This window comes from Variovorax sp. CF313, assembly GCF_000282635.1.
Classification (GTDB): domain Bacteria; phylum Pseudomonadota; class Gammaproteobacteria; order Burkholderiales; family Burkholderiaceae_C; genus Variovorax.
In genome coordinates this window covers 63685-76241 of sequence record NZ_AKIW01000068.1, presented here as the reverse complement: position 1 = coordinate 76241, position 12557 = coordinate 63685, and the positions used below count along the sequence as shown (strand labels likewise).

Here is a 12557-nt window from a genome sequence, read left to right as displayed (position 1 = left end):
TGTCCGTCGGACCGCGACTACAGGAAGCGCCGCGCGCTTCGGTTAAGGTGCGGTCCATTCGCCGTTTGCCAACCCTTCTTTCATGACCACTCCTTCCACCGCGCCAGCCCGCAAGCATTTTTCGATGATCCGAGGGTTCCACCTCGCCGATGCGTTCACGCTCGGCAATGCGGCCTGCGGAGTGGGCGCGGTGTTCCTGGCGATGGCCTTCATGGCGAGCCATTCGCTCGCGCAGTTCCTGTGGGCTGCAGCGCTCGCTCCGGCCGCCTTCGTCTTCGACGTGCTCGACGGCCGCATCGCGCGCTGGCGCCAGACCCAATCGGCCCTCGGGCGCGAGCTCGACTCGCTCGCCGATGTGATCTCGTTCGGCGTGGCGCCCGCCGCGCTCGGCTTCGCGGCCGGGCTGAACGGCGGCTGGGACTGCGTGATCCTGATCTATTTCGTGGGCTGCGGCGTGAGCCGGCTCGCGCGCTACAACGTCACGGCCGAAGCCCTGTCGGCCGGCGCCGACAAGGTGAAGTACTTCGAGGGCACGCCCATCCCGACCAGCGTGGTGCTGGTGGGCGTGCTGGCGTACGCGGCCTGGCAGGGCCGCATCGGCGACGCCCTGTGGGGCGCCGCCTGGGCCGTCGGCCCGTGGCAGCTGCATCCGCTGGTGCTGCTGTTCGCCTTGTCGGGCACGCTCATGATCAGCAAGACGCTGCGCATCCCCAAGTTCTGACCGTTCAACACGAAGGAGACCCACCGATGACGATGAAGCTGTATTTCGACCCTCAGAGCCGCTCGCAGGTTGCCAAATGGATGCTTGACGAAGCCGGCGTCGACTACGAGATCGTGACCACGCTCATCAAGAACAAGGCCCACAAGACACCCGAGTTCCTGAAGATCAACCCGGCAGGCAAGCTACCGGCGCTGGTCGACGGGCGCACGCGCGTCTTCGAGAACGCGGCCATCTGCATGTACGTCGCCGAGAAGTTTCCCGGCAAGCGGCTCGCGCCTTTCATCGGTTCGCCGGAGCGCGGCCGCTACCTGTCGCTGATGGTCTACTCGACCTCGCAGCTGGAGCCCGCGATGGGCGACAGCCTGCTGAAGATCCGCAGCAACAACAGAGCGCGCGGCTGGACGGACTTCGAGGCGGCCAAGGACGCGGTCGAGCGCGAACTGGGCGATGGCCCCTACCTGTTCGGCGCGCAGTTCACCGCGGCCGACGTGATGATCGGCTCGATGCTCATCTGGCACCGCGCGTTCGGCGGCATCCTGAACCGGCCCAAGCTCGACGCCTACGTCAACCGGCTGCAGGGCCGCCCCAAAGGCATGAAGTTCGGCTGAAAACGACAACACGCCATGTCACAGACCACCTCCGTTCACATCGGCACCGGCGGCCTCGATCAGCTCGTCCACATCGCCGAGACGCAACCGCTGTCGCCCGCCTGCGATCACTTCTACTTCCTGCGCCATGGCCAGACCGGGCGCAATGCGCAACGCATCTTCCAGGCGGTGGACGAACCCCTGAGCGAGCTCGGCCTGCAGCAGGCCGCGCGCGCTGCCGGGCTGCTGGCGGGCGAGCCCATCCGCACCGTCGTGTGCAGCGATGCGCGGCGCGCGAACGACACCGCCCACTCCGTTGGCACGGCGCTGAAACTGGTGCCGGCCGCGCAGGCCGCGCTGCGCGAGCGCAACTTCGGCGCGCTGATCGGCACCTCGTCCGCCAACATCGACTGGGCCTGCGAGCCCGAGGGCGGCGAGACGCTCACGCAGTTCGTCGCACGCACGCGCGCCGCCCTCGACGAGGCACTGCAGCTGCCCGCCCCGGTGCTGGTGGTGGCGCACGGCGGCACGCTCTATGCGCTGGCTGCACTGCTGGGTGTACCTATCGACCTCGGCCTGCTCGGCAACGCACAGCCATTGCGTTTCGAGCGTAGAGGCCCCACATGGGGCATAACGCCGCTGCTGCGGCAAACCGACGGAAACGCAGCCCTGGCTTAACCAACCCGGCGCCCCGGGCCCTGATGCCGTCCACACAACGAACTGCCACACACCATGGAATTCAAGGACTACTACAGCGCACTGGGCGTCGACCGCACCGCGTCCGACGACGAAGTGCGCAAGGCCTACCGCAAGCTCGCCCGCAAGTACCACCCCGACGTCAGCAAGGAGTCCGACGCCGAGCAGCGCATGCGCGACATCAACGAGGCCAAGGACGTGCTGGGCGACAAGGAAAAGCGCGCGGCCTACGACGCGCTGGCCGACCGTGTCGCACGCGGCGGCCACCCCGAGGGCGGCTTCCAGCCGCCGCCGGGCTGGGACCAGGGCTTCGAGTTCCACCGCGGCCCGCGCCAGGGCCCGGCCGACCACGCGGACTTCAGCGAGTTTTTCTCGTCGCTGTTCGGCGAGGCCGAGCGGCGCGACGCGGCGCGGCGGAACTACAAGGCGCGCGGCGAAGACCACCATGCGGCCATCGAGATTGCACTCGAAGACGCGCTCAACGGCGCCGAGCGCGAGATCACGCTGCGCGCCCAGACCGTCGACGCGCAGGGCCACCCGCAGTGGCAGAACCGCACGCTCAGCGTGAAGATCCCGCCGGGGGTGCACCCGGGCCAGTTCATCCGCCTCGCGGGGCAAGGCATGCCCGGCCACGGCGGCGAGCCGCCGGGCGACCTGTATCTCGAAGTGCGCATTGCGCCGCACAAGCTGTACCGCGTGGAAGAGCGCGACCTGTACATGACGCTGCCCGTCACGCCCACCGAGGCGGCACTGGGCACGCAGGTGCAGGTGCCGACGCCGACCGGCGGCGTGGTCGAGGTGACCGTGCCGCGCAATGCGCGCAACGGCCTGAAGCTGCGACTCAAGGGCCGGGGCCTCGCGGGCAAGACGCCCGGCGACCTGTACCTGCTGCTCGACATCGCCCTGCCGCCCGCCGACAGCGACGATGCGCGCAAGGCCTACGAGCAGCTGGCGCAAGCCACGGCATCGTTCCACCCACGCCAGCATCTGGGAGTCTGAGCATGGTGAACTTCACCCTTACGACCGCCACCGCCATCAGCGCCTCGCAGCCGCTCGCGGCGAGCGAACTGGCGCACGCCGTCGGCGCCGACACCGCCTGGGTCGTGCAACTGGTCGAGGTCGGCATCCTGCAGATCGAAACGGCCGAGACCCAGCCCGAGCGCTGGCAATTTTCCAGCACAGACCTGCAGCACGCGCTCGAAGTGCGCCGGCTGGAGCGCGACTTCGGCGTGGGGCTCGATGCCGCCGCGCTGATCCTCGACCTGGAGCACGAAGTGCGGCGGCTCAAGGCCGTGCTGCAGGCACACGGCCTGCGCTGACGCTACTGCATCTGCTGCAGGTTGCCGATGCGCACCAGCATCTCGGTGAACATCTGCATGTCGGCGTCGAGGTCGGGCACTTCCTTGTATTCCTTGGCGTTGTGCGCCGTGTACTTCTTGCCCGGCATGGCGGGACCGAAGTTGATGGCGTTGGGCATCAGCTTCGCAGTGGTGCTGCCGGCCGTGGGCACGGGCTTGGCTTCAAGGCCGGTGGTGTCGCCGTAGATGTCGAGCAGCGTCGACAGCCATGCGCCCTTGGGGTCGCGCGCCATCCAGTTGCCCTGGTCGTAGACCACATCGAGCTTCACGTTGTTCGCGCTCGCCCAGGCGTTGACCTTCGAGGTGACCTGCGCCTTCAGTTCGTCGGGCGTGCGGCCGCGCGGCATGCGCACGTTGACCGTGACCTCCAGCCTGCCATCGTTGCCCATGCGCACGAGGTTCGGCGACAAGGTCAGCGGCCCCATGAAATCGTCGGCGTAGCCCAGGCCCATCTTCTCGCCGAGGTAGCCGGTGCCGTAGAGCGCGTCGATGTACTTCGCGGCCTTCAGGTACTGGTTGGCCACCAGCGGCACGCCGGACTCCTCCAGGAACAGTGCAAGGCGCGGCAGCGGGTTGACGCCTTCCTCCGGGCGCGAGCCGTGGGCCGAGACGCCTGTCACCTTGAGTTCGATGCTGTCGGCGCCGCGTGCGATGTCGATGGCGAACTTGCCGCCCTGCGCTTCGTACTTCTGTCGGAAGGCCGGCTTTGCTGCTTCGAGCTTTGCGAGCACGCCTGCAAGGTCGCCGCCTTTGAGCGTGGCGGTTGCCGTCTGCGAGATCGCGTTGGCCGATGCGGCGCCGGCCATGGCCGTGATCGCCGTCGATGCGCCATCGGCCGTTTCCGCCGGGAACAGCACCTTCAGCGCGCCCGAGCCCTTCTCCGCCACCACGGCCGGGTACTTGCTGTCGAGCACGATGTTGTAGGCCGGCAGCTGCGTCTTCGCGCGGTAGTACTGCATGGCGTCGCCACCGGTTTCCTCGGTGGTCTCGATCATCAGGCGGATGCTTCGCTCGATGGGCAGGCCGCTGTCCTTCACGGCCTTCATCGCGTAGAGCACGGCGGCGATGGAGCCCTTGTCGTCGATGGTGCCGCGGCCATAGAGGAAGTCGCCCACGCGGGTCATCTTGAACGGGTCGAGCCGCGTGCCGTCGTCGAGCACCCATTCGGACAGCACCGCAGGCACCACATCGGCATGCGTGAGGATGCCGAATTCTTCCGTACCCTTGCCCTTGAGGCTGACTTCGAAGATGCGGTTGTCGACATTGCGGTAGGCAAGGCCGAAGTCGCCCGCCATCTTCTCGACCAGCTTGCCGAACTCGATGATCGGTGCGCTCTCGTGGGGCGGAACCTGCACGTTGCGTACCGTCGGAATCGCCACCATGGTGCCGATGCTCGCGATCACGGCCTGCTGGTTCTGCAGGCGGTTGTACAAGCCGAGCAGGCGCGCGATGTTGACGAGGTCGTCCCCGGCCAGCGGTTTCTTCGCGCGATAGGCGGCCACGCTGGCTTGCAGCGCGGGGTTGCTCCTGGCTGCCTGCGCGAGGAAGGCATTGAAATCGGCCGGGGCCTTGCCGGCTTGCCATGCGGCGGCGAGCTGATCGAGCTGGGGCTTCCTGAGTGCTTCGGCGTGCACGCTCGCACCAAGGCCGAGCACGACCATCGACAGGGCCGACAATGAAAATCGAAAATGCTGCATCAGGGTGACCTCCTCATTCTGAAAAACATTCCCGACGATAGCCGAGCGAAATACCGAACGATGAACAACAGCAACGCCAAGATCCGCTGCGCATGGGCCCAGACCAACCCGCTGCTGGCCGCCTACCACGACGCCGAATGGGGCGTTCCCGAGCGCGACAGCCGTGCGCTGTGGGAAAAGCTGATGCTCGACGGCTTCCAGGCCGGTCTCTCGTGGCTCACCATCCTGCGCAAGCGCGATGCGTTCCGCAAGGCCTTCAAGGGCTTCGTGCCGGAGAAGATCATCAAATTCACCGAGGCCGATGTCGAACGGCTCATGCAGGACGCCGGCATCGTGCGCTCGCGCTCGAAGATCGAAGCCACCATCGGCAATGCGCGCGCCTACCTTGCGATGCAGGCGGCGGGCGAAGACTTCTCGGAATTCATCTGGGGCATGGCTGGTGGCAAGCCCATCGTCAACCGCACGGGCAGCGTGCCGGTGAAGACGCCGCTGTCGGAAGACATTTCGGCTGCGCTCAAGAAGCGCGGCTTCAAATTCGTCGGCCCCGTCATCGTCTACGCGTGGATGCAGGCCACGGGCATCGTCGACGACCATGCGCACGACTGCCACCGGCACGCGGCCAAGCTGAAATGACGCAATAAAAAAACCGGGCCACGCTTTCGCATGGTCCGGTTTTGTCTGGCTGCTAAGTGAAGCGGCTTGCGCCGCGACAATTTACAGGCCGGCTTGGCGCGTTAAGGCCAGGCCCTTCGCTTGCGCGGGGATCACGCTGCCGGCGAAGGTTTCGGGGCGCAGGTTCTGGCCCGGTGCGTGTGCAGCGGCAACAGCTTCATTGCGGACGGCGGCGCGGTCGGCCGAAGCGGTCAGCGCGGGCGTTGCGGTCGAAGCAGCGCCGTCGTTGTCGCCATATGCATTGCCGGCGCGGGCGGCGGCAACTGCCTGGGGCGCCACGTCGGCGCGGCTGTAGCCGGAAGTCAGGGGCTGCACGCCTTCGTAGCTTTCTGCGTGAGCGCCAGCGGCGGCGAGCAGGGACAGGGCGGCGGCGGCGAGGATGTTCGAGGTCTTCATTTCAATTCCTTATTCATTGGGCCTTTGGGTGCCTCAAGTGTGCATCACGATTACTAGGGCAAACCCCTATACAACCGAATCGCAGTGTTCATGAAATCGAAACAATGACGAGGAACTTTCTGACGAAGCTAACTCAACCGCCCTCTCCGCCGTCAAAAACGCGGCTAATTCGCGTACTTTTTCTCTAGCTCATCAAGCAATGGCTTGCCGACCAGGCGCTGCCTTTCAGCAAAAGGTGCTACCAGTGCCGGGTCTTCATCCAGCCGCCGGGTATCGCGCAGAACGGTCAACGCACGTTGCATGCCAGCCACCGCGCCCTGCAACGCGGCATTGGCGTAGAGCACGAAGCCATAGCCCAGCGCGCCCAGTTCCTGCGCGCCGAAGGTCGGCGTCCTGCCGCCGATCACCATGTTCATGAGCTGCGGCTTGCCGAGGCGCTGCGGCATGGTGCGCACTTCTTCGGCCAGCGTCACGGCCTCGACGAAGAGGATGTCGGCGCCGGCTTCGCCGAACTTCTGCGCGCGCTCGATGGCGGCCTCGAAGCCATGCACTGCCGCCGCATCGGTGCGGGCCATGACGAGCAGATCGCCGTCCTGCCGCGCATCGACCGCGGCCTTGATCTTGCCGAGCATCTCGCCTGTCTCGATCACAGCCTTGCCCGCGAAATGGCCGCAGCGCTTGGGGCTCACCTGGTCTTCGAGCTGGATGCAGTCGGCCCCTGCCCGCTCGAGCACACGCACCGTGTGCCGCACGTTGAGCGCATTGCCGAAGCCGGTGTCGGCATCGACCAGCAGCGGCAGGCTCACCGCGTCGCGGATGCGCGCCGTGTGCTCGGCGATCTCGTGCAGGCCCATGAAGGCCTGGTCGGGCAGGCCGAGGTGCATGTTGGTGACGCCCGCGCCGGTGACGTAGATCGCCTCGAAGCCGAGGTCTTCGATCACGCGGGCCGACATCGCATTGAACGCACCCGGCACCAGCACGCCGCGGCGCGCCTCGGCCAGGCGGCGCAATACCTTCTTCGGGGATTCATTGTTCGCCCGCATGGTTCAGGCCGCGTACAGGTCGACGTACTCGTGCACCGGCATCGCCTCGAGCTTCTTCGCATCGAGCGACACATCGAGGATGGCCTGCTGCTGCTTCTGCGCGAAGCGGCGCGCAAGGTTGGTGCGGAACTTGGCTTCGAGCAGCGGAATGCCGTCGCTGCGGCGGCGCTTGTGGCCGATGGGGTACTCGACCACCACTTCGGCAAGGCTCGTGCCGTCCTTGAACGCCACCGTCAGCGCGTTCGCGATGCTGCGCTTTTCGGGGTCGTGGTAGTCGGCGGTGAAGCGGGGGTCTTCCACGCACACGATCCTGTCGCGCAGCGCGTCGATGCGCGGGTCATTTGCCACGCTGTCCTCGTAGTCGCCGGCAGTGAGGCGGCCGAAGATCATCGGCACCGCCACCATGTACTGGATGCAGTGGTCGCGGTCGGCCGGGTTGTTCAGCGGGCCCTGCTTGTCGATGATGCGGATGCAGGCCTCGTGCGTGCGGATGGTCACCCGCTCGATGTCGTCCACGGTCTTGCCGATCTTGTGCAACTGCGCATGCAGCGCCATGCCAGCCTCCACCGCCGTCTGGCTGTGGAACTCGGCCGGGAAGCTGATCTTGAAGAGCACGTTCTCCATCACGTAGCTGCCGTACGGGCGTTGAAACTTGAAGGGTTGCCCCTTGAAAAGCACGTCGTAGAAGCCCCAGGTCTTGGCGCTGAGCACGCCCGGGTAGCCCATCTCGCCCGTCTTCGCGATCAGCGCGAGGCGCACCGCGCGGCTGGTCGCGTCGCCCGCCGCCCAGCTCTTGCGGCTGCCGGTATTGGGCGCATGGCGGTACGTGCGCAGGCTCTGGCCATCGACCCATGCGAGCGACACGGCGTTGACGATCTCGTCGCGCGTCAGCCCCAGCAGGCGCGCCACCACGGCCGTCGATGCCACCTTGACCAGCACCACGTGATCAAGCCCGACCTTGTTGAACGAGTTCTCCAGCGCGAGGCAGCCCTGGATCTCGTGCGCCTGGATCATGCCGGTGAGCACGTCGCGCATGGTCAGCGGCTTGCGCCCGGCAGCCACGGCGTTGCGGCTGAGCCAGTCGGCCGTGGCGAGGATGCCGCCGAGGTTGTCGCTCGGGTGGCCCCACTCCGCCGCAAGCCAGGTGTCGTTGAAGTCGAGCCAGCGGATCATCGTGCCGATGTTGAAGGCGGCCTGCACCGGATCGAGCTGGTACGGCGTGCCCGGCACCTTCGCGCCGTTCGGCACCACCGTGCCCGGCACGATCGGGCCGAGCAGCTTGGTGCAGGCCGGGTACTCGAGCGCCTCGAGGCCGCAGCCGAGCGTGTCGATCAGGCAGTGGCGCGCGGTTTCGTACGCCAGCGCGCTCGTGATCTGCTGGTGGGCAAGCACGTAGTCGACGATGTCGACCAGCACCTGGTCGGGTTCGGGGCGGATGTTGCTGATGTGTGCGGACATGGAGAAAGAGGCTTTCAGCGGTTGGCGATGGGAACGAAGGTCTGGTCTTCGGGACCGGTGTAGTTGGCGCTCGGGCGGATGATCTTGTTGTCCTGCCGCTGCTCGATGATGTGCGCGGCCCAGCCGCTGGTGCGCGCAATGACGAACAGCGGCGTGAACATTGCGGTCGGCACGCCCAGCATGTGATAACTCACGGCGCTGAACCAGTCGAGGTTGGGGAACATCTTCTTCGCGTCCCACATCACCTTTTCGAGCCGCTCGGCAATGTCGTACATGCGGGTGGAACCGGCCTCCTCCGACAGCTGCTTCGCCACGCACTTGATGACCACGTTGCGCGGGTCCGACACGGTGTAGACCGGGTGGCCGAAGCCGATGATCACTTCCTTCGCCTCGACGCGGCGACGGATGTCGGCCTCGGCCTCATCGGGAGTGTCGTAGCGCTTCTGGATCTCGAAGGCGACCTCGTTGGCGCCGCCATGTTTGGGCCCGCGCAGCGCGCCGATGGCGCCGGTGATGGCCGAGTACACGTCGGAGCCCGTGCCCGCCACCACGCGCGCGGTGAAGGTCGAGGCGTTGAACTCGTGCTCCGCATAGAGGTTGAGCGAGGTGTGCATCGCGCGCTCCCAGCTCGCCGAGGGTGCGCGGCCGTGCAGCAGGTGCAGGAAATGCGCACCGATGGAGTCGTCGTCGGTCTCCACCTCGATGCGCCGCCCCTGCGTCGACCAGTGATACCAGTACAGCAGCATCGAACCGAGCGATGCCATCAGCCGGTCGGCGATGTCGCGCGCGCCGGGCAGCGAGTGGTCGTCTTTCTCGGGCAGCACGCAGCCGAGCGCAGAGACGCCGGTACGCATCACGTCCATCGGATGCGCGCTGGCGGGCAGGCGCTCCAGCGCTTCCTTCACGCTCGCGGGCAGGCCGCGCATCGCCTTCAGCCGGCCCTTGTAGGCGCGCAGCTCGGCGCTGCTGGGCAGCTTGCCGTGCACCAGCAGGTGCGCGATTTCCTCGAACTCGCAGACGTCGGCAATGTCGAGGATGTCGTAGCCGCGGTAGTGCAGGTCGTTGCCCGTGCGCCCCACGGTGCACAGCGCGGTGTTGCCCGCGGGCACGCCCGAGAGCGCGACGGATTTCTTTGGCTTGAAGCCGGTGGGGCTTGCGGTGTCTGTGGTCATACGATCTCCTCGGAAATTGCTTCGGCGAGGCGCGCCATGCGCCTCGGGCGTCCGGCGGCGTCGACCGCCACCATCTCGAACTCGCCTTCGAGCACGCATGCAAGCGCCTCGGTAGCCACGTCCTGCACGCAGCCGCGCACACGCACGGTGAGCGAGCTGCGGCCGGCGCGCGAGACGTGCGTTTCGAGCACCAGCGTGCTGCCCAGGCGCACCGGCGCATGGAACATCACCTCGCGGCAGCGCGCCATCACCACGTCGCCGCGCACGAAGCTCCGGCCGCCCAGGAAGGCAGCCTTCGACATCAGCTGCAGCGCCTGGCCGCCAAACAGCGTGCCGTAGTGGTTGGTGTGTTCCGGGAACACCACCTCGATGAGACGGACCGAGCCGCGAGTGCCTTGCATGATTCGCAATTTACGCAAGATCGTGCCCATAATGAAGACCTGAATTGGCGAATGATTGCGAAGGAAACGCGGTCAGATTTGCGAATCTTGCGAACAACGGACACAGACGATGAAGAAGACCTTCATGGGCGTGCGGCTGCGAAGCCTGCGCGAGGAGCGCGGCCTGAGCCAGCTCGCGCTCGCACAGCAGCTGGGCCTGTCGCCCAGCTACCTGAACCAGATCGAGCAGAACCAGCGGCCGCTCACGGTGCCGGTGCTGCTGCGCCTGCATGCCACGCTGGGCGTCGACATCCAGGCCTTCTCGGAAGACGAGGAAGCGCGGCTCATCGCCAGCCTGCGCGAGGCGCTGGCCGACAACCCGGGCGGCGACGCGGTCGCGCTGGCCGAGCTGCGCGAGGTGGCCACGCAGATGCCGGCCGTGGGCCGCGCGCTGGTGGCCCTGCATCAGCGGCACCGCGATGCGATGGAACGGCTCGAAGCGTTGGCGGGCGAACTGGGTGACGGCCGTGGCGATCTCGCACGCTTGCCTCAGGCGCGGCCCATGCCCTTCGAGGAAGTGCGCGACTTCTTCTTCGCGCACCAGAACCACATCGCACCGCTCGACGACGCGGCCGAGGCCTTCGCCGCGCAATGGCGCCTGCGCGAAGGCAACCCCGGCGACCGCCTCGCGCGCCGGCTGCTCGAAGCGCATGGCGTGCAGGTGGTGCCCGCCGAAGATGGCGAAGCAGGTGCGCTGCGGCGCTACGACCCGGCCTCGCGCGTGCTGCGGCTCTCACCCCACCTGGAGCCCGGGCAGCATGCATTCCAGCTCGCCACGCAGCTTGCGTTTTTCGAGCTCGGCGACATGCTCGAAGAGCTGGTGGCGACCGCGCCGCTGTCCAGCGACACGGCCCGTTCGCTCGCGCGCATCGGCCTGGCCAACTACTTCGCCGCGGCGCTTCTGCTGCCCTACAGCGAGTTCCTCGAAACCGCCGAGCTGCTGCGCTACGACATCGACCAGCTGGCGCGCCGCTTCGGCGTGGGCTTCGAGACCATCTGCCACCGCCTGAGCTCGCTGCAGCGGCCCGATGCGCGTGGCGTGCCCTTCTTCCTCATCCGCGTCGACCGCGCGGGCAACATCTCGAAGCGGCAGTCGGCCACGCATTTCCACTTCTCGAAGACGGGCGGCACCTGCCCGCTGTGGAACGTGTACGAGGCCTTCGCGCAGCCCGGGCGCGTACTCACGCAGCTCGCGCGCATGCCCGACGGGCGCGCCTACCTCTGGATCGCGCGCACGGTGTCGCACGGCTACCGCGGCTACGGTTCGCCCAACAAGACCTTCTCGATCGGGCTGGGCTGCGACATCAGCCATGCCACGCAGCTGGTCTATTCGAAGGGTATGGACCTGCGCGACCCCGACGTGCCCACGCCCATCGGCGCGGGCTGCAAGGTGTGCGAACGCGAGACCTGCCCGCAGCGCGCGTTTCCGTTCGTGGGCCGGCCGCTGGCCGTGGACGAGAACCAGAGCCGGTTCATGCCCTATGCGGCAGCACCGGCGGCAGGCGCGATCAGGAGCGCGGCCAGGCGCGCACCAGCGTCCGGAGCGCGACCGCGCCGCTCCCCTTGACCTCTGCGCGGTAGGTGCCCACCAGGGCCTCGCGCTCGGCTGCAGCCTGGGGGTCGTTGCGCCAGGCCAGCAATGCGGCCACGTCCGCATCGGGCAGCGCGGCGAGCTGTGCCTGCGTCACCTGCTTCTCGAATTCGCGCGCCACGATCATCAGGTTTCGTGGGCGCGTCGACGTTACGCCGCGCGACCACAGCGTGTCGAGTGCCATGTCCAGGGTGCGGTCCGGCAGCGAGCTGAGCTGGCCGCCATTGCCGCGCGCGAGCTGCTTGACCACCGCGCTCATCAGCAACTGGCTCGAGAAGTCGATCTCGCGCACCTCTGCCACGGCCATGCGTTCGAGCAGTTCGGTGCGGGCCGCATCGGCGGGCTTGGCGCGCTCGCGGCTGAAGAACTCGGCCTTGCCGGCCTCGGTCATGGCGGCGTAGTCGGTGCGCAGTTTCACGAGATGCGCCACGGCGGCCAGCACCTGCGGGCCGGGAGCGGCACCGCCGTTGCCGGCCAACGCTACTTCCTGCTGGATCGCGGCCACGGAGGCCCTGGTGTTGAACGCACGGCCGGCGGCGGTGTCCAGCGCCTTGAGTGCCTTGTCGGCAATGGCCTGGTCATCGGGCTCCAGCAGTTCCCTCGCACCACGCGCGACGGCACCGGGCGCATAGGACGCTTCATAGCGCGCCTGCACGCCTTCGAACTGCAGCAGCGCTTCCGCGCGGTTCTGCGCCCAGCCCATCACGGGGGCCAGGAGCAACAGGA

14 protein-coding genes are annotated in these 12557 nt (G+C 67.3%); 7 read left to right on the top strand and 7 right to left on the bottom strand.

Going from position 1 to position 12557, the window contains the following annotated elements:
• Positions 1-82: 82 nt before the first annotated feature.
• The 5 genes from PMI12_RS16350 to PMI12_RS16330 are packed head-to-tail and all read left to right on the top strand — an operon-like array spanning position 83 to position 3323.
• Positions 83-721: a CDP-alcohol phosphatidyltransferase family protein gene (locus tag PMI12_RS16350; protein WP_042673566.1), complete on the top strand. Its 639-nt coding sequence runs from the start codon at positions 83-85 to the stop codon at positions 719-721.
• 26 nt (positions 722-747) lie between these two features.
• The gene (locus tag PMI12_RS16345; RefSeq protein ID WP_007834570.1) at positions 748-1329 is read left to right on the top strand and encodes a glutathione S-transferase family protein; all 582 of its coding nucleotides are present in this window, start codon (positions 748-750) and stop codon (positions 1327-1329) included.
• A gap of 15 nt (positions 1330-1344) precedes the next feature.
• The gene (locus PMI12_RS16340) at positions 1345-1986 is read left to right on the top strand and encodes a histidine phosphatase family protein (RefSeq protein WP_007834569.1); all 642 of its coding nucleotides are present in this window, start codon (positions 1345-1347) and stop codon (positions 1984-1986) included.
• Positions 1987-2040: 54 nt separating this feature from the next.
• A complete protein-coding gene (locus PMI12_RS16335) occupies positions 2041-3003 on the top strand; it encodes a DnaJ C-terminal domain-containing protein (RefSeq protein ID WP_007834568.1) in 963 nt (320 codons plus the stop codon).
• 2 nt (positions 3004-3005) lie between these two features.
• Positions 3006-3323 carry a chaperone modulator CbpM gene (locus tag PMI12_RS16330; RefSeq protein WP_007834567.1) on the top strand — a complete coding sequence of 106 codons (318 nt, stop codon included), beginning with the start codon at positions 3006-3008 and terminating at the stop codon, positions 3321-3323.
• A 2-nt stretch (positions 3324-3325) separates the two neighbouring features.
• Here PMI12_RS16330 and PMI12_RS16325 read toward each other — a convergent pair whose 3' ends face one another.
• Positions 3326-5059 (bottom strand): dipeptidase, encoded by a 1734-nt coding sequence (locus tag PMI12_RS16325; protein ID WP_007834565.1) that lies wholly within the window; start codon positions 5057-5059, stop codon positions 3326-3328.
• Between the two features lie 60 nt (positions 5060-5119).
• On the opposite strand from PMI12_RS16325, the gene PMI12_RS16320 reads away from it, so the two are divergent.
• Positions 5120-5692: a DNA-3-methyladenine glycosylase I gene (locus PMI12_RS16320; RefSeq protein WP_007834562.1), complete on the top strand. Its 573-nt coding sequence runs from the start codon at positions 5120-5122 to the stop codon at positions 5690-5692.
• 81 nt (positions 5693-5773) lie between these two features.
• Here the strand turns inward: PMI12_RS16320 and PMI12_RS16315 are convergent, their stop codons facing one another.
• From PMI12_RS16315 to PMI12_RS16295, 5 genes are all read right to left on the bottom strand, one after another.
• Positions 5774-6127, bottom strand: coding sequence for a hypothetical protein (locus PMI12_RS16315; protein ID WP_007834560.1), 354 nt, complete (start codon positions 6125-6127; stop codon positions 5774-5776).
• Positions 6128-6291: 164 nt separating this feature from the next.
• Positions 6292-7170 carry an isocitrate lyase/PEP mutase family protein gene (locus PMI12_RS16310; protein WP_007834559.1) on the bottom strand — a complete coding sequence of 293 codons (879 nt, stop codon included), beginning with the start codon at positions 7168-7170 and terminating at the stop codon, positions 6292-6294.
• Positions 7171-7173: 3 nt separating this feature from the next.
• Entirely contained in the window at positions 7174-8628 is a 1455-nt protein-coding gene (locus tag PMI12_RS16305; RefSeq protein ID WP_007834558.1) for a bifunctional 2-methylcitrate dehydratase/aconitate hydratase, read from the bottom strand.
• 14 nt (positions 8629-8642) lie between these two features.
• A complete protein-coding gene (prpC, locus tag PMI12_RS16300; RefSeq protein ID WP_007834557.1) occupies positions 8643-9800 on the bottom strand; it encodes a bifunctional 2-methylcitrate synthase/citrate synthase in 1158 nt (385 codons plus the stop codon).
• Complete coding sequence (locus PMI12_RS16295) at positions 9797-10201, bottom strand: acyl-CoA thioesterase (RefSeq protein ID WP_042673565.1); 405 nt, start codon at positions 10199-10201, stop codon at positions 9797-9799. Before PMI12_RS16295 ends, prpC begins: the two co-directional genes overlap by 4 nt.
• 109 nt (positions 10202-10310) lie before the next feature.
• Between PMI12_RS16295 and PMI12_RS16290 the strand changes: the two genes are divergently transcribed.
• Positions 10311-11807, top strand: a complete 1497-nt coding sequence (locus PMI12_RS16290) for a short-chain fatty acyl-CoA regulator family protein (protein ID WP_007834554.1) — start codon at positions 10311-10313, stop codon at positions 11805-11807.
• Here PMI12_RS16290 and PMI12_RS16285 read toward each other — a convergent pair.
• Complete coding sequence (locus PMI12_RS16285) at positions 11749-12552, bottom strand: hypothetical protein (protein ID WP_237726102.1); 804 nt, start codon at positions 12550-12552, stop codon at positions 11749-11751. The genes PMI12_RS16290 and PMI12_RS16285 overlap by 59 nt on opposite strands.
• Between the last annotated feature and the right edge of the window lie 5 nt (positions 12553-12557).

What these genes read in the sequence shown, in the direction of transcription:
- PMI12_RS16350 (WP_042673566.1), top strand. Translation starts at nt 83, where the DNA reads ATGACCACTCCTTCCACCGCGCCAGCCCGCAAGCATTTTTCGATGATC.
- PMI12_RS16345 (WP_007834570.1), top strand. Translation starts at nt 748, where the DNA reads ATGACGATGAAGCTGTATTTCGACCCTCAGAGCCGCTCGCAGGTTGCC.
- PMI12_RS16340 (WP_007834569.1), top strand. Translation starts at nt 1,345, where the DNA reads ATGTCACAGACCACCTCCGTTCACATCGGCACCGGCGGCCTCGATCAG.
- PMI12_RS16335 (WP_007834568.1), top strand. Translation starts at nt 2,041, where the DNA reads ATGGAATTCAAGGACTACTACAGCGCACTGGGCGTCGACCGCACCGCG.
- PMI12_RS16330 (WP_007834567.1), top strand. Translation starts at nt 3,006, where the DNA reads ATGGTGAACTTCACCCTTACGACCGCCACCGCCATCAGCGCCTCGCAG.
- PMI12_RS16325 (WP_007834565.1), bottom strand. Translation starts at nt 5,059, where the DNA reads ATGCAGCATTTTCGATTTTCATTGTCGGCCCTGTCGATGGTCGTGCTC.
- PMI12_RS16320 (WP_007834562.1), top strand. Translation starts at nt 5,120, where the DNA reads ATGAACAACAGCAACGCCAAGATCCGCTGCGCATGGGCCCAGACCAAC.
- PMI12_RS16315 (WP_007834560.1), bottom strand. Translation starts at nt 6,127, where the DNA reads ATGAAGACCTCGAACATCCTCGCCGCCGCCGCCCTGTCCCTGCTCGCC.
- PMI12_RS16310 (WP_007834559.1), bottom strand. Translation starts at nt 7,170, where the DNA reads ATGCGGGCGAACAATGAATCCCCGAAGAAGGTATTGCGCCGCCTGGCC.
- PMI12_RS16305 (WP_007834558.1), bottom strand. Translation starts at nt 8,628, where the DNA reads ATGTCCGCACACATCAGCAACATCCGCCCCGAACCCGACCAGGTGCTG.
- prpC (WP_007834557.1), bottom strand. Translation starts at nt 9,800, where the DNA reads ATGACCACAGACACCGCAAGCCCCACCGGCTTCAAGCCAAAGAAATCC.
- PMI12_RS16295 (WP_042673565.1), bottom strand. Translation starts at nt 10,201, where the DNA reads ATGCAAGGCACTCGCGGCTCGGTCCGTCTCATCGAGGTGGTGTTCCCG.
- PMI12_RS16290 (WP_007834554.1), top strand. Translation starts at nt 10,311, where the DNA reads ATGAAGAAGACCTTCATGGGCGTGCGGCTGCGAAGCCTGCGCGAGGAG.